The sequence below is a fragment of the Spiroplasma endosymbiont of Agriotes lineatus genome (genome assembly GCF_964019485.1).
Lineage (GTDB): Bacteria > Bacillota_I > Bacilli_A > Mycoplasmatales > Nriv7 > Nriv7.
Window position 1 is genome coordinate 1,100,243 of the sequence record NZ_OZ026448.1, and the last position, 16,135, is coordinate 1,116,377.

General features: G+C 24.4%; 23 protein-coding genes and 1 pseudogene. 19 read left to right on the forward strand and 5 right to left on the reverse strand.

Annotated features, from left to right (window positions below; translation table 4 throughout):
- Positions 1-697 precede the first annotated feature (697 nt).
- From AACK93_RS07085 to AACK93_RS07100, 4 genes are all read left to right on the forward strand, one after another.
- Entirely contained in the window at positions 698-982 is a 285-nt protein-coding gene (locus tag AACK93_RS07085) for a hypothetical protein (RefSeq protein WP_338968736.1), read from the forward strand.
- A gap of 2 nt (positions 983-984) precedes the next feature.
- On the forward strand, positions 985-1,233 hold the full coding sequence (locus tag AACK93_RS07090; RefSeq protein WP_339024332.1) for a hypothetical protein: 249 nt from the start codon (positions 985-987) through the stop codon (positions 1,231-1,233).
- Between the two features lie 21 nt (positions 1,234-1,254).
- Positions 1,255-1,647 (forward strand): hypothetical protein, encoded by a 393-nt coding sequence (locus AACK93_RS07095; RefSeq protein WP_339024333.1) that lies wholly within the window; start codon positions 1,255-1,257, stop codon positions 1,645-1,647.
- Positions 1,648-1,911: 264 nt separating this feature from the next.
- Positions 1,912-2,424 carry a hypothetical protein gene (locus AACK93_RS07100; RefSeq protein ID WP_339024334.1) on the forward strand — a complete coding sequence of 171 codons (513 nt, stop codon included), beginning with the start codon at positions 1,912-1,914 and terminating at the stop codon, positions 2,422-2,424.
- A 72-nt stretch (positions 2,425-2,496) separates the two neighbouring features.
- Here the strand turns inward: AACK93_RS07100 and AACK93_RS08210 are convergent.
- Positions 2,497-2,625 (reverse strand): annotated as a pseudogene (locus AACK93_RS08210) (IS256 family transposase); the annotation flags it as partial.
- Between the two features lie 217 nt (positions 2,626-2,842).
- The gene (locus AACK93_RS07105; RefSeq protein ID WP_339024335.1) at positions 2,843-4,963 is read right to left on the reverse strand and encodes a PQQ-binding-like beta-propeller repeat protein; all 2,121 of its coding nucleotides are present in this window, start codon (positions 4,961-4,963) and stop codon (positions 2,843-2,845) included.
- Positions 4,964-5,202: 239 nt separating this feature from the next.
- Here AACK93_RS07105 and AACK93_RS07110 point away from each other — a divergent pair, with 239 nt between their 5' ends.
- From AACK93_RS07110 to AACK93_RS07180, 15 genes are all read left to right on the forward strand, one after another.
- Entirely contained in the window at positions 5,203-6,135 is a 933-nt protein-coding gene (locus AACK93_RS07110) for an Mbov_0401 family ICE element transposase-like protein (protein ID WP_339024336.1), read from the forward strand.
- 647 nt (positions 6,136-6,782) lie between these two features.
- Positions 6,783-7,202 (forward strand): 30S ribosomal protein S6, encoded by a 420-nt coding sequence (rpsF, locus tag AACK93_RS07115; RefSeq protein ID WP_339024337.1) that lies wholly within the window; start codon positions 6,783-6,785, stop codon positions 7,200-7,202.
- A 24-nt stretch (positions 7,203-7,226) separates the two neighbouring features.
- Positions 7,227-7,754 (forward strand): single-stranded DNA-binding protein, encoded by a 528-nt coding sequence (locus tag AACK93_RS07120; RefSeq protein ID WP_339024338.1) that lies wholly within the window; start codon positions 7,227-7,229, stop codon positions 7,752-7,754.
- A gap of 3 nt (positions 7,755-7,757) precedes the next feature.
- Positions 7,758-7,994: a 30S ribosomal protein S18 gene (gene rpsR / locus AACK93_RS07125; protein WP_339024339.1), complete on the forward strand. Its 237-nt coding sequence runs from the start codon at positions 7,758-7,760 to the stop codon at positions 7,992-7,994.
- A 593-nt stretch (positions 7,995-8,587) separates the two neighbouring features.
- Positions 8,588-8,914, forward strand: coding sequence for a hypothetical protein (locus tag AACK93_RS07130; protein ID WP_339024340.1), 327 nt, complete (start codon positions 8,588-8,590; stop codon positions 8,912-8,914).
- 2 nt (positions 8,915-8,916) lie between these two features.
- A complete protein-coding gene (locus AACK93_RS07135; protein ID WP_339024341.1) occupies positions 8,917-9,342 on the forward strand; it encodes a hypothetical protein in 426 nt (141 codons plus the stop codon).
- Positions 9,302-9,532, forward strand: coding sequence for a hypothetical protein (locus AACK93_RS07140; protein WP_339024342.1), 231 nt, complete (start codon positions 9,302-9,304; stop codon positions 9,530-9,532). The genes AACK93_RS07135 and AACK93_RS07140 overlap by 41 nt, the downstream gene beginning before the upstream one ends.
- Positions 9,533-9,625: 93 nt before the next feature.
- Positions 9,626-9,943 carry a hypothetical protein gene (locus AACK93_RS07145; RefSeq protein ID WP_339024343.1) on the forward strand — a complete coding sequence of 106 codons (318 nt, stop codon included), beginning with the start codon at positions 9,626-9,628 and terminating at the stop codon, positions 9,941-9,943.
- Between the two features lie 24 nt (positions 9,944-9,967).
- Positions 9,968-10,588, forward strand: a complete 621-nt coding sequence (locus AACK93_RS07150) for a hypothetical protein (protein ID WP_339024344.1) — start codon at positions 9,968-9,970, stop codon at positions 10,586-10,588.
- A complete protein-coding gene (locus AACK93_RS07155; protein ID WP_339024345.1) occupies positions 10,575-10,820 on the forward strand; it encodes a hypothetical protein in 246 nt (81 codons plus the stop codon). Before AACK93_RS07150 ends, AACK93_RS07155 begins: the two co-directional genes overlap by 14 nt.
- 146 nt (positions 10,821-10,966) lie before the next feature.
- Positions 10,967-11,200: a hypothetical protein gene (locus AACK93_RS07160; protein WP_339024346.1), complete on the forward strand. Its 234-nt coding sequence runs from the start codon at positions 10,967-10,969 to the stop codon at positions 11,198-11,200.
- 61 nt (positions 11,201-11,261) lie between these two features.
- Complete coding sequence (locus tag AACK93_RS07165) at positions 11,262-11,510, forward strand: hypothetical protein (RefSeq protein ID WP_339024347.1); 249 nt, start codon at positions 11,262-11,264, stop codon at positions 11,508-11,510.
- A gap of 22 nt (positions 11,511-11,532) precedes the next feature.
- Positions 11,533-11,706 carry a hypothetical protein gene (locus AACK93_RS07170; RefSeq protein ID WP_339024348.1) on the forward strand — a complete coding sequence of 58 codons (174 nt, stop codon included), beginning with the start codon at positions 11,533-11,535 and terminating at the stop codon, positions 11,704-11,706.
- The gene (locus AACK93_RS07175) at positions 11,696-11,929 is read left to right on the forward strand and encodes a hypothetical protein (RefSeq protein WP_339024349.1); all 234 of its coding nucleotides are present in this window, start codon (positions 11,696-11,698) and stop codon (positions 11,927-11,929) included. Before AACK93_RS07170 ends, AACK93_RS07175 begins: the two co-directional genes overlap by 11 nt.
- Before the next feature lie 265 nt (positions 11,930-12,194).
- Positions 12,195-12,632 (forward strand): hypothetical protein, encoded by a 438-nt coding sequence (locus AACK93_RS07180; RefSeq protein WP_339024350.1) that lies wholly within the window; start codon positions 12,195-12,197, stop codon positions 12,630-12,632.
- A 21-nt stretch (positions 12,633-12,653) separates the two neighbouring features.
- Here the strand turns inward: AACK93_RS07180 and AACK93_RS08215 are convergent, their stop codons facing one another.
- The 3 genes from AACK93_RS08215 to AACK93_RS07190 form a co-directional block, all read right to left on the reverse strand.
- Complete coding sequence (locus AACK93_RS08215; protein ID WP_422398195.1) at positions 12,654-12,761, reverse strand: lipoprotein; 108 nt, start codon at positions 12,759-12,761, stop codon at positions 12,654-12,656.
- 178 nt (positions 12,762-12,939) lie between these two features.
- Entirely contained in the window at positions 12,940-13,860 is a 921-nt protein-coding gene (locus tag AACK93_RS07185) for an ETX/MTX2 family pore-forming toxin (protein ID WP_339024351.1), read from the reverse strand.
- Positions 13,861-15,133: 1,273 nt separating this feature from the next.
- The gene (locus tag AACK93_RS07190) at positions 15,134-15,613 is read right to left on the reverse strand and encodes a hypothetical protein (protein ID WP_339024352.1); all 480 of its coding nucleotides are present in this window, start codon (positions 15,611-15,613) and stop codon (positions 15,134-15,136) included.
- Positions 15,614-16,135: the final 522 nt, after the last annotated feature.

Here is a 16,135-nt window from a genome sequence, read left to right on the forward strand (position 1 = left end):
ATACCGTGCGTATCTAAATAAAGTCCTTTATAATAATAACTAATTTATTGTAAAAATGCAACATATTGGATAGGTTAAAATAAGTTGGACCATATTTATGTGGACTTTCAAAATAATATGGATAGGTATAGTTTTACAATAAGTCTTCTAAATCAATTGCTGTGTCATTATAGTATTTGTCTTCATAGTCAGGATTCACTTTTGCATTTAAGTAATCTCTTAAAAACGCTAGGTAAAAAGAATTGTAAGTGTTTAATATCGGTAAAGGAATTTTTAGTTTAAAAAAATAAATATCAAGTTCAGGAATATCACAATATTTAATGCGACGACCCTTTTTACTATTTTTCGCCCCTACTTAAAAGTCATCTATGGTACCTTTAGCATTGAAGAATATGAACGCTGACGAAACACCTTAATTGATGCTAAAAATAGTAAAAAGGGTCGTCGCATTAAATATTGTGATATTCCTGAACTTGATATTTATTTTTTTAAACTAAAAATTCCTTTACCGATATTAAACACTTACAATTCTTTTTACCTAGCGTTTTTAAGAGATTACTTAAATGCAAAAGTGAATCCTGACTATGAAGACAAATACTATAATGACACAGCAATTGATTTAGAAGACTTGGAATATTTAAAAATGGATAAATTTAGCAAATTTTTAAGAAAAATGAAAGAAAAGGAATAATAAAAAATGGAAAATCTCGCAAAAATGGCCGACTTTCTCGCCCAAATGCTTTATAAAGTTTTTGATTTAATTTGAAGTCTTGAAGTGCCGGGAACGAATATTCAACTAATATTTCCTTTATTCTTAACGCTGGCTGTAGAATTTCTTATGGCAATTATTCTCGGATTTGGTAGTCAACAAGTTAATTTAGAAAAACAACGCCAATATGCGGTTAAAAATAAGGGGCGTTTAAGTGCGTGAGGAAAAGCTAAAAAACAAATAAAACCAATAAAAACAAAACAAGGTAACTAAAAATGTTTAAACTAATTATTATTTTTATCTTAATAACTGTTCTTGGATTATTGGCTGGTAATCATTTTGAAACTTTAACGAATTATATTAGCGAAGGGCTTGCCAATTTCCAAAAGTTTATTACTAGCAATTTAACAATTTTAGAACTATTTAAACCAATGGCGCGAACATTTTCGCAACATCCAATTTTTACCATTCTGGGTGTCACTTGTGTACTTATTGCTTTATTTATTGTGATTAAAGGACGATAAAAATATGAAAGGAGAATTAAAATGAAAAAACTTTTAGGAAAATTATTTAAAAAAGATAATTTAAAAGAAAAAACGCCATTAAAATTAAGAATTAAAAATTCTTTTAAAAAGCAGTGGTTAAAAATACTATTAAGTATCATTTTCATCTTTATAAGCTTATTAATTTGTGCATTAACAGTAATCGATACTAAATGAATAACCGGAACAAGTGACGAATTTAATGATTTTATGAATAAAGAAATGGTTAATTTCTTTGGCAAATTTAATAGTGGTATTATGCTGGCAGGAATATTTGTTTTTTGATGAGGCGGGGCAATATATTTTGCAATTAAATTTGAAAAATTAATCCGCTTTATTATTCAGAAAATTAAAGCAAAAAGAGTCTTGAAAAATGAAATCAAACAAACTAATTAATTCTTTAAAAAAATATTGATGGAGAATTTTACCTTACATTTTTATGATTATTATCTTTTTCATTCCATTTTTAAAATTGGAAATTAATGATTTGAAATTATTATATGAAAAATTTGAAGCATTAATTTCACTTATGATACTAGGATATTTAGATATATGCATTACAATAGCGGTAATTATAAATTGTGGTATTGAGTGACTTATTAAAAAAATTAAAGAAAAAAAATAATGAAAAATAAAATATTTTAAAAAGGAGTGATAAAAATGTTTATGAAAATATTTACCGTGTTAATTATTAGTTTCAATAACATTTTTACTATTCCCCAAAACATTAACAATGACAAAGCAACATCACAACCACTAATTAGAAATAAAAGACAAAGTAATGAAACATACGAATTAAACTTAAAAAAATCAAAATTAACACTTAAATCATCAAAAGATGACAACAGCAAGTGAAATCAAAAATGAGAAATAAAATTTAATGTAGAAAATAAATTTATGCCCAAAAACTTGCCTCCACGAATGAAACTTAATGATTGAGAATTTTATGTTGACAAAAATGACAAGATTACATTACCAATATTAAAATCATTAGAATATGATTTAAATTGAGAAAAAAACAGTGAACCAAGATATTGAGAAAATAAAGATTTTTTATCGTATCAAAATAAAAAATTAAAAAACATAAAAATGAAAGTACAAGAATGAAACAAAAATGAAAGATATGCCAAATGAAAAATATTAGAATTTAAAACTGAATTTAAAAATAATTAAACTGGTAAAATTTACTATTCAGGAAGCGTGGTTTTTTCTAGGGGCTGTACAATTATATGTGTCTCTAAGTAATTAACTTAAATTCACTCTGTCTTCAAATTTTATCATTAAATGTGAAATTGCACTACCCCAATTTTGAATTGGCATTGTTCATTTTTTAGTCATATTTTGAAATGCTAAATAGCATATTTTAAAAACTATAACTGCCAAAAGAAAGATGACTTTTTACGATAACAAACACCTTTGGACAACTAAACAACTTTTTCATTTTTTATATTTTGACAAAATAAAAACCAGTAATTTTAATTAATTACTGGTTTGAATATTGTTCCTATTTTATCATAATAAATTTAAACTTGTTGTGCTTGTTTTAATTAAAGTTATTGTTCTAAATAGCTAATATCGTTTTTATAAAACCTTATACTATAGTAGTAACTGTATTTGTTCTTACCGACCCTTCTCTTTCTGATGAAAAAAATGCTTCACCGTTAAATGTTATTTTATCATTGTTTTTATCTATAGTAATTTCATTGGGTAATAAACTATATTTTTGTAAAATTTGCATTACTTCTGTAATTGGCAATGTAACTATTTGTTCTTTATTGTTATCATCAATTATTTTGGCAGTAATATTTCCTGTAATTTTTTGTTTTAAATTTAATATAACTTTAGATGTAATTATTCTTACTGGATAAGTAATTTTTAATTTTTCATTGGGATTAAGTTCAAATTTATCAGCGGGTTCCTTAAAAATACTTAAAATCATTTCTTGTTCTTGTTTATTTGTGTTTGATAAATCAAATTCATTTGATAATACATTAATGATTTCAGAATTTTTATTATTTATATTTGTAAAATCTGTTAATTTCATTTCATCATCAGAATTTATGTTTCAACCATTTAATTTATTTTCTTGTTTTGTTTTAGTTAATCCTGTTGTAATTTGAAATACTAATTTTGATTTTGAATTATATTCACAAGCAGGTACATTAAATGATCTTGTATTTGGAGTTTTATTGATAATTTCTCTATCAGAACATACATTTTTAGGAACATTAGATCATAAAAATGAATTTTCTTTTTTTGTTATTTCAATATCTCAAAAATTTAAATTATTAGTATCAATATAATTTATTTCCTTAAATTTTAAATTATGATTTTCGTCTCGAAATTTAAAAAATAATGCTTTTTTAAGCAATTCATTTAAATTAATAATTTTATTTTGCCCATTATCAATTGAATAATGTATTTTTATATTATTATTTAAATTATCTTTTATTTTTACTATAGCTGAATTATTTGTTTTACTAATAATTTCTAATTGTGAAATATCTAAATCAGGATTTAAATAATTTAGTTCATTTAAAATTGCATTATCAGAGTTATTATTAATTTGTTCTAAATTTGCATTTAAATAATATTCACTATATTCATAAACATTATTATCACCTGAACCAAAATATATTTTATTATTTAATTCAGATAAGTAATTTATTGTTGAATCTGTTCTAATAACGATTTTTTGTTGCTTTGTTATTGGATCGTATTCATAAAGATTTTTATCTCATGAGCCAAAATATACTTTATTATTCAATACAGCGCCAGAAGATCTAATTTTTCCTTTTGTTATAATGACAATTTTTTGTTGTTCTGTAGCGGAGTCATACTCGTAAACATTATGGTCATCTGAAGCAACAAACAATTTATTATTTAAAGTAGTTCCGCCGCCATGAATTTCATTTTCTGTTCTAATAACGATTTTTTGTTGCTTTGTTATTGGATTGTATTCATAAACATTATGATCAACAGAACCAAAATATACTTTATTATTTAATACTACTCCAGAAAATTGAACAGAGTCTTGTGCTTTAATAACAATTTTTTGTTGTCCTGTGGCGGGGTCATACTCGTAAACATTATGATCTGCTGAACCAAAATATATTTTATTATTTAAAGATGCTCCAGAAAATCAAATCTCTCCTTGCGCTCTAATAACAATTTTTTGTTGTCCTGTGGCGGGGTCATACTCATAAACATTATGATCACCTGAACCAACATACAATTTGTTGTTGAAAACTAAACTAACACCCACTGATCTTATTCAATCATTTGCTCTAATGACAATTTTTTGTTGTCCTGTAGTGGGGTCATACTCATAAACATTATGATCTTCTGAGCCAAAATATACTTTATTATTTAATACAGCACCAGAAGATCAAATTCCTCCATTTGTTGTAATAATAATTTTTTGTTGTCCTGTGGCGAGGTCATACTCATAAACATTATGATCTGCTGAACCAAAATATATTTTATTATTTAATAATATTCCAGAAGAAAAAATGAATGATTTTGTTTTAATAGCAATTTTTGTTCTATTTATTTTATTATTTTCATTATTGCTTCGTTTTTGTCTTTTATAATTTATGTTTTCTAATTTAGTTTGTTGTTCTTGTGTTTGGACAGGTGCATTACAAACAATTCCCGCTATTCCGCTACTTGCTATTGTTATTGTTCCTAAAATTTCTAGTAATTTTTTCATTTATTAAATCCTTTTTGTGAATTTTTGCTAATTTAATAAATTTTTGTAGTAATTATCGCCTCCACTTAAAATTATAAATTTTAAATTAATACGAATTTAATTATAAACTATAAAATAAAATTTTTATCATTTTTTAGAATATTGAACACTAATTCTAGAAAAAATTATCATTAAAATAGAAAAATAAACTAATGAAATTTAACTTTATTAAAATTAATACCAAGAAAGGTGGTTTTTCTATGTTAGAAATTAATAATAATTTAAAAACCCCAGAAAATAAGCATTGATTTAGTTTATTTACAACCCATAAAAATATGTACACCAATAAATGTGAACAATTAGCCAATGAATATGAAAAATTAGATGAATGCTTATATAAATATCATTATCGGTTAAAACAAGGTTATAAAGCAGTTCATTTTGCTTGAAGAACAATTATTACAATTTTTGGTGATGTTACTTTTAAACGACGCCGATATAAATATTGAAATCAAAAATCAGGTAAATTTGAATATGTATGTTTATTAGATAAAGAAATTGGTTTATTGCCAAAACAACGCATTTATTTTGATGTCCAATTTAAAGTTTTAAGTCTTCTAGGTGATGGCAAACGCTATCGTGATGTTTTAGATGCTCTAAATCATTGTTATATTTCAAAAGCTAGTATTTCGAATATTTTAAATAAATATGATATTGTTGAATATTTTCAACTAGCAGAAAAAGAAACTAAAACTAGAATTGATGTTAAAAATAAGGATTTATATATTCAACTAGATGAGACATTTTTAGCAACATTAGACCATAAAGTTAAACAAGACCAAAGAATTCGTTTAGTTACTTTTCATACCGGACATAAAGAAAAAAATTATAAAAATGCTCGTAGAGAATTAGAAAACAAACGAGGTCATTTTCTAATTTTAAAAGTTGATAAACAAATAAATACGATGGATTATCGTGATTTATTAATTAAGGAATTACAAAAACATTATGTAAATACTAATTATGACAGAATAATTGTTTGTGGCGATGGTGCTACTTGAATTAGAGAAATTGCCAATATTTTTGGTAATGTTAGATATATTTTAGATAGTTATCACGCTATTAAAAAATTAAAACAAACGGCATTTAATATTGTTTTTGAAAATAGTAAAGTAACAAGTAACACTAAATAATTGAATTAAATTATATAAGGATGGAAAAATCATCAAGAATTAATCAAAAACATTCGTAATGTTGCTAAAAATGAATTAAATAAAGATATTAAAACAAATTTAAGAAAGGCGAGTAATTATTTAAGTAATAATAAACAAGGTGTTGTGTTCATCATCAAAATTTAGAATGAAATATTGGTTGTGGCGTTGAAAGTGATGTATCGCATTTAGTAAAACAACAATTAGGATATGGGGCAAAAATATATAATCATAAGAATTTAAATAACTTATTACATTTAAGAATGGCAAATTTAAACAAATTAAATGTATTACATTACATTAATGAAAATATTAATTCAGAAATAGAAATCAGAAAAGAAATATATAAAAATTCAATAATATGATAGAATGGTAATGAATAAAAATGGCAATAACAAGAAAGGTAGGGTTAGGGTTAGTTTAGTGATTAAATAATATAATTAGCTGATTGTTTTACTTCTTCAAAGCAATACCTAAGAAAACTAAACGCGACCTAAAAATAAATAATAGTATTATTATGTTAAGAATTATTATATAATTAATGCTGAATTAATAAATTCCCATATTAATTTCTTGTTCTGTTAAAAGAACCAATAAATATTTATTGTCCAAAGGAGGAGGTTGAAACGATGAATAAGTACGAAATTATGTATATTATTAATCCAGAATGTAAAGATATTAAAGCATTGCAAGAAAAGATGCATAATATTTTAAAACAAACGGGAAAAGTTGAAAGTGTTACTGATTGAGGGTTAAGAGATTTAGCATATCCAATTAATCATAAAAATAAAGATTATTATACAATATTAAAAGTTGAAGTTAATAAAGAAGCAATTAATGAGTTTGTGCGTGTTGCTAAAATTGAACAAGATATCTATCGTCATTTAATTATTAATCTTGATACTGAACAAAATCATAGTGATAAAATGATCGCTGAGTTAAAGTTAAATACTAATGAAAATGATGAGCGATCAAATCATTATAGTGGTGAAAGAAGACAAAGACCTTATGTACTGCGTGAAACTTATAAAAAACTTGAAAATAAGTAAATACAATAAAGGAATGAATATATTATGTTAAATAAAGTAATTTTAATTGGCAGAATTACTAATGATTTAAATTTACGATCAGCAAAAAATAATAAATCATTTTTATATTTTACAATAGCGATTAATAATTTTAATAATCAAGCAGATTTTATTAGTTGTGTTGCTTGAGAAAAAGTGGCAGACTCAATGTATAATAATCTTCGTAAAGGTTCATTAGTAGCGGTTGAAGGTCGCATTCAATCAAGAAGACAAGAACAAAATGGCGTGCTAACAACAATTACTGATATTAGAGCGATTAATGTTAAGTTTTTAGATTCAAGAGGTGGTGGTGGTGCCGGGGTCGGAAATTCTCGAGATGCTTCGACACTGTCATTTGTTAATGATTATAGTTCTCCGGTTGAGAACAAAATTTATGATCAGGCATTTGATCTTGATAATATGAATTTTAATTTTGTTAATAATAATGCTATTGATAATAATAAGCAGGGGGAAAATAACGAAGGAGCAAATTTAACATTTGATAATGATGATGCTATTGCGTGAGGAGAGTAAATTATGGAAAATAAACACGTAAATAAGTTTAAAAAGAGAAAAAAACCATGTTTTTTTACAAAAAATAAAATTAATTACATTAATTATAAAGATGTTGAAAAATTAAAAGAATATATTTCTGCTAATGGACAGATTTTAACAAGAAGGGTTAGTGGTAATTGTGCTTTCCATCAAAGAATGGTGGCAAGGGCAATTAAAAGAGCAAGAACAGTGGCTTTATTACCATATCTTGTAAAATAATCAGGGTTGAGTGAGCATACGCATACGGCGCATAAAATTTTGTTAGGTGGGAAAATTTATTTGAATAAGTATTAAGGCAGTCAGGGACGCATAAAGTTTTGTTAGGTGGGTAAAGAGTATTTGAATAAGTATTAAGGCAGTCAGCAATGATTGTCTTTTTATTTTATAAGGTGTTAAAATTTTGTTCTTTGAAAATTAAATACAAGTGAATTAATAATGTTGGTATGTATTAAAGCGCGATAAATTGTGGGTGGTCGCCATAACCAAAAGAAGTTAACCAGTTAATAGATAACACCCTATTAGCTATAGCAATTTGTTTCATTTTGCAATAAAAAAATGAATGGGTGGATTTCCTAAAAATATACACGTTATTAAATTAGTTCCAAGGGGAGGATGCGGACATTAAAGTGTAGAAATTTCTATATAGGGAGATACTAAGTTTAAAATTATTAAAATCTTTATCTAATTAAAAAACAAAATTTACTAACAAAGTTTTTTAAACACTTAAATCTGCGATATATAAGTGTTTAAAAAACTAAGTTAACTAACTTAGTTAATATAACTTAGTTTATCTATAAGAAAGGAAATTTATTATGAAAAACATTGAAAACATTTTCTTAAATACTAAAAAATATCTTTTAAAAGAAACACAAAACGCAATGCTTATTAAAGCCCCAAAAATTCCGTGATTTAATGAACAAATCGGTATTTGATTTCCAAAGCGATTTGTTTATAAAGGAAAATATGAAAATTTAATTTGTATCGAAATAATCAAGAATAGTAAATATCAAGTAATTTCAATTAATCAAAAAGAAAATGAAACCAAATTAATTAAGGGACAAGAATTATTAAGCTTCTTCGTTTTCAAAAAAGAAAACAACAAAAAAGATATAAATTATAATTATTTTAAAGGAGTTTAAAAATGAATATTGTAATTGGATTAATATTTATTATTATCAGCATCATGCTATTGGCATATTTTGCTTATAAAATTTATGTCAAAATAAAAATGCGAATTAAATATAAAAACGCCATTAAAAATAATACTGGTAATTTCACAAAAGATGAAAAGGTATTTATTGCTCGCTTTGAAGAATGGATTAAAGGTCCTAATTTAAAAAAAATAACGAGGACAAAAAATAATGTTTTGAAAAATTATTATGAAATTTTTAGAGCTGTTTGTTTCGATAGAAAAAATGCCTGCACAAGTATCGTTTATTGCCGGGTTAATTGTTATCATTACTTTTCTTTTCGCCTTAATTTCAATTATGTATTTACCAATAAAAATGATTTTTGGGCGATAAAAAATGACAGTAAATTTAAAAGAATTTGATTGAGAACAAATTAAACAAACTTTCTGAGATTTATTTATTCAAATTACAACTATTCCGGCTCACATTACCGGTGGTAAAGAAATTAAATTAACCCAAAAACCACTTTGACTTTTAATAGCAAACATTGCCTTTTGGTTACTAACGGCGATTATGGTGTGATTTATTCTAATGCTACTTTGAAAAACCATATCAGTATTTAGATAAAAGCAAAAGTAATGTCAAGAAGTTACATTGTGATGCATTCACAAAGAAATTCAAAATTAATTAGAAAAAAATATAACCGGGTTAAGGTTAATCGTGGTTTTAACAGATTTAAGAAAAACTTTGAATATAAATGATGAATGTTTTAAAAAGAAAGGGGGTGATTATATGATTGGAACTTTCTTAGCCGATGCACCAGCAACAGTAGAAAAAATAACAGCTAGTGATGCGATGACTAAATTATGAAATGCAATTATAACGGCGTTTACTAAAATGTGAGAAATTATTGCTGTTAATATGCCACAAGTTGGTAACTTCTTTGCTGATTACTGAATATTCATTTTTCCATTTATTTTGGCAATATTCTTTATTTGCTTTAAAATGTTTGAAAAATTACTTGGAGCGGTACGCTAACAAAAAAATAAAGTGAGGTGCAAGATGAAATTTTGCAAATGAATAATAGAAAAAAATAATCATTTTATTGAATTAAATCGCACCTCATTTTTAATTTTATGACATTGCGGAGCAATTTGATATATTTACAACGGTTATTTTAAAAACATTGTAAGCTATTTATTTTTAGCAGGTTGTATTTTAATTTTTCTTTTTAAAATCGGTAATTTAACACAAATTAACAAAGTTATTAATTTCTTAAAAAATTCACCATTAAATATTGTGATTGGTTCATTAGGAACTGGAAAAATTGCCTTTTTAGTATACGCATCAAAATTACTAAAAAAGAAGAAATATCATATCGCCTCAACCTTTCCATTACTAGAAACCCAAAAATTAAGTTTAGGACATATGGGATTATTAGACTTTGATTATCCAGTATTGCCAGACAAAACCTTACTTTTGTGAGATGAAACCAACTTATTTCTTGAAGGTACTGATTGAGAAAAAAATAATACCAAAAACACGAAGAAACCGGTATCCAAGAATATTTTGCTCTGGCGCGCCATTTTGGTCATATTGTGCTGGCTGGCGGTCAAAGAGATAAACATATTTGAGTTAAAGTTCGCGATATTGCTAATAATGTGAGATTGTGGGCATTCGTAAAAAACCCGTTAATATTTTTCGTCCCTATTTAAAAGTCATCTATGGTACCTTTACTAGTATTGAAGAATATGAACGCTGACGAAACACCTTAATTGATGCTAAAAATAGTAAAAAAGGTCGTCGCGTTAAATATCGTGATATTCCTGCACTTGATATTTATTTTTTTAAACTAAAAATTCCTTTACCAATCAATATTAAACACTTACAATTCTTTTTACCTAGCGTTTTTTAAGAGATTACTTAAATTCAAAAGTAAATCCTGACTATGAAGACAAATACTATACTGACATCGCAATTGATTTAGAAGACTTAGAATACTTAAAAATGGATAAATTTAGCAAATTTTTAAGAAAAATGAAAGAAAAGGAACAATAAAAAATGGAAAATCTCGCAAAAATGGCCGACTTTCTCGCCCAAATGCTTTATAAAGTTTTTGATTTAATTTGAATTTGAAGTCTTAAAGTGCCGGGAACGAATATTCAACTAATATTTCCTTTATTCTTAACGCCGGCTGTAGAATTTCTTATGGCAATTATTCTTGGATTTGGTAGTCTACAAGTTAATTTAGAAAAACAACGCGCCAATATGCTGTTAAAAATAAGGGGCGTTTAAGTGCGTGAGGAAAAGTTAAAAAGCAAGTAAAACCAATAAAAACCAAACAAGGTAACTAACAATGTTTAAACTAATTATTATTTTTATCTTAATAACTGTTCTTGGATTATTAGCAGGTAGTCATTTTGAAACTTTAACGAACTATATTAGCGAAGGGCTTGCCAATTTCCAAAAGTTTATTACTAGCAATTTAACAATTTTAGAACTATTTAAACCAATGGCCCGGACATTTTCGCAACACCCAATCTTTACCATCCTTGGTGTAACTTGTGTACTTATTGCTTTATTTATTGTGATTAAAAGACGATAAAAAATATGAAAGGAGAATTAAAATGAAAAAAATTTTAGGAAAATTATTTAAAAAAGATAATTCAAAAGAAAAAATGCCATTAAAATTAAAAATTAAAAATTCTTTTAAAAAGCAGTGGTTAAAAGTAGTATTAAGTATCATTTTTATTTTTATAAGCTTATTAATTTTTGCATTAACAGCAAGCAATGGATACTAAATGAATAATTGGAACAAGTAACGAATTTAATGATTTTATGAATAAACAGATGGTTGATTTCTTCGGCAAGTTCAATAGTGGTATTATGCTAGCGGGAATATTTGTTTTTTGATGAGGCGGGGCAATATATTTTACAATTAAATTCGAAAAATTAATCCGCTTGATTATTCAAAAAATTAAAATAAAAAGAGCCTTGAAAAATGAAATCAAACAAACTCATTAATTCTTTAAAAAAATATTGATGGAGAATTTTGCCTTACATTTTTATGATTATTATCTTTTTCATTCCATTTTTAAAATTGGAAATTAATGATTTGAAATTATTATATGAAAAATTTGAAGCATTAATTTCACTTATGATACTAGGGTATTTAGATATATGCATTACAATAGCTATAATTATAAATTGTGGTATTGAGTGATTTATCAAAAAAATCAAAACTAAAAAAACAATGAAAAATAAAATATTTTAAAAAGGAGTGATAAAAATGTTTATGAAAATATTTACCGTGTTAATTATTAGTTTCAATAACATTTTTACCATTCCCCAAAACATTAACAATGACGAAATAGCAACACAATTACTAATTAGAAACAAAAGACAAAGTAATGAAACATACGAATTTACTTTATTAAAAGCAAAAATTAATTGAATGTGAGACGAATTTAGACAAAATTTTAGTATGGCCATAAGTGAATTTGATAAAAATGAAAGTGGATTAAATAAATTACCAATTGATTTTAAAAATACATTAGCTATGAAAAATAGTTATATTTATTTAGATGAAGAAGGAATAAACACATTAAAAACTGATGATCTCGGAAGAAATGGTGACTTAAAAGTAACAAATATCAAAGGTAAAGTAATTAAAACACGGAATTTTTATAATTGATTAGAATTTAATTTTGAACACAAAAACCAGTAGTTTGAATATTTTTCTTATTTTTTAACAAGATATTAAACTGGTTGTGCTTGTTCCGATTAAAGTTATTGCTCCTAAAATTAAAAGTAATTTTTTTATAATTTGGGTCTGTCCAAAAACTGTTAAAATCACTACTCTAGAAAGATAGTTTTCTACCCTTAACAACTAAACAACCTTTTCATTTTAATTTTCCTTTCTATTTTGTCAAAATAAAAACCAGTAATTAACTAAAATTACTGGTTGGAATATTTTTCTTATTTTTAAAAGTTATTAACAAATTGATTATTTGTAATAGATTTAATATTTTTTATTAAATTGGACGAAAATTAAAAATTTGCTTAGGATCACTTTCACTTGTTCTTGATATTGTTGCTTTTCCATTAAAAGTTACACTATTATCTTCATTAATAGTAATTTCATTAGGCAATAAATTATATTTTTGTAATATTTTCATTGTTTCTTTAATTGGTAATGTAACTATTTGTTCTTTATTAAAATTATCAATTATTTTAGCAGTAATTGTTCCGCTAATTTTTTGTTTTAAATCTAAATTAGTTTTAATTGAAAGTAATCTAATTACATATTGGGCTGTAAGGCGTTGTTTTGGCTCCACAGACAACTCTTGTTCTGGTGAATGCAACAAATCACGATTTAAAATTAATTCTTGTTCTTGTTTATTTGTGTTTGATAAATCGAAATCCTTTGATAATGTATTTTTAATTTCAGAAGCTTTTTTATTTGAACTTGTAAAATCAGTTAATATCATTTCGTCATCAATATTTAAATTTCAACCCTTAACTATATTTTTGGAGTTATTTATGTTTAATCCTGTTGTAATTTGAAATAAATATTTTGCCTTAGTTTCATAACTACATGATGGTACTTTAATTTTTTGTGCACCCAAAGAAGAGGTATTAGAAAAATTAACTGGTTTAAAACAAACACTTTTTTCATCAATTAATTTTAACGAATCTGAAGCACTGGTTACTGTAATCTCAGAAAACATTAAGTTATCAATATTAACATCTTTTATTTCTTTAAGTTTTGTAAATGAGTAATAATTTTTATCAATAAAATCAAAGTAAACTGCTCTTTTTACTAAATAATTAAAATCAATAGTACTAATTTCATCTTTATTTTTAATTTTATAATTAACAGTAACTTCACCACGATATTTTCCTTTTGTTGCTACAATTGTTGCCGAAGTTGGTGTTTTATTAATAATTTTCATTTTATTTAAATTTAAAAAATAATTATTTTCACGATTTAAATAATTTATAGTATTTAAAATTGTTTTGTCATCATTATTTTCAATTTTTTCTAAATTTAAATTTTTAATACTAGAATTTATTAATATTTTATTTTTTAAGATATATAAATTACTACCAGATTTTAATAAAATAAAATCATCTTTATTTAAAAATATATTGGAACCATTTATAAAAGTTTTTATATTATCAAAATCATTAGATAATATTTGAAATATTTGATTACCACCATTTTCTAATCAATAAACACCGTCCTCTGCTATACCAATATAAGCATTATTATCATTATCAAAAGATATTGAATTAATTCATTTATTTTTTGTACCTTTAATTTGAATTAAATTTTTACCATTATCACTTGATTTAAATAAACCATCATCTGTTGTAAAATAAGTATTATTATTATTATCAATAAAAATACTTTTACGATTTACATTATTTGCATTTTTATCAGCAATATTTCCTATTTTTGTAGCTGTTGTTTCACCAGATTTTAATACATAAAAATAGTTATTTTTAGTAAAATATATATTTTCTTTACTATCAATAACAATCTTCCATATAGTTTCTTCTATTCCATTTATTTTAGTTGGAGTTGATTCACCTTGTTTTAAAACATAAGTTCCGGTGGAATATGTTGTAAAATAAATATTATCTGATTTGTCAATGACAATAGATTTAACAGCAACATTTATTCCATTAATTTTAGTTGCATTTGTTTCACCTTGTTTTAAAACATATGCACCATCTCCCGAACCAATATAAATATTGTCTTTACTATCCCCAACCGCAATAAATAAAACATCATCACTGATACCATTAATTTTGGTTGCTATAGTACTATTTTGCTTTAATAAAAATAAGCCATCTTTTATAACAAAATAAATATTATCATTTTATCAAAAATAAAACTTTCAATATATGAGCTAAATTCAGGAACAATATTTTTTAATATTGGTTCTATTTTACCATATTCTAAAAAAATACATTGCAATTCGTTGTAAAATAAATATTATTTTTACTATCAACTATAACATGATTCATATAACATTTATCTGGACTATCAATAAATTTGGGTTCTAATTTTATTTTATTTTCTAAAATATATAAATTGTTAATAGAAAAAATATATAAAATGTTTTTATTATTATTTTTACTATTTAAAATAGTAACAGGTTTTTTATCAAAAAATTTTCTCATATTAAAAGAATTTTTTTCTAATATATATAAACCATTTTAATTAATAAAATATGGCGTATTATTTTTATCAAAAAAAATTAAACTAAAATAACTGTATTTTATATTATCAGTACTATTAATCTTATTTATTTTATTTTGATTTAAAAAATATATATTGTCCCTTGTCCCAATATAAATATTGTCATTACTGTCAATAATCATAGTATATATTATTTCATTTATTTCATTTATTTTAATTATATTTTTTCCATTATCACTTGATTTATATAAACCATTTTTAGTACCAAAATAAACATTATCTTTTTTATCAACCACTACTGAATAAACAAAAGAGTTAAATTCATTTATTTCAGTAATTCTTTTTGCATTTGTTTGATTTTTTTCACAAATAAAAGCACTATCGTCTGTACCAATATAAATATTGTCTTTACTATCTATTGCAACTGACCTAACTTTATCATCACCAATATTTTTAATTTCTATAACATCATTTTCTTTATTTTTTAATATATACATTTTACCAACAGAACCAAAATAAACATTATTATTTTTGTCAAAAAAAATTGAAGGTATTCAATCATTTATACCATTAATTTTTTCTGGTGTTACTTTACCTGGTTTTAAAACATAAGCACCTTCACTAGTTCCAATATATATATTATCGTTGCTATCAATTTTAAGCGAAAATACAAAATAATTAAAACTATTTATTTTACTTTTAATTATTTTATCTTTTATTAATTTGTATACATCTATGCCTTTATCTGTACCAATATAAATATCATCATTTTTATTAAAAATAACTTTATCACTGTATTGCTTGATATCAATGTTTAATTTTTTAATAAAAAAATTATTAAATTCTAAATAATCATTTGTTGATATTGCTTCTCTTTTATTTCTTTCTAAGTTGTTAGCTTGTAAATTATTATTATTATTTTATGTTTTTGTTGGAGCATTGGCTAATATCATCGGCATTATACTTTCGATTGTACTGATACTTGTTAACATTGCTAGTAACTTTTTCACTTATTAAAT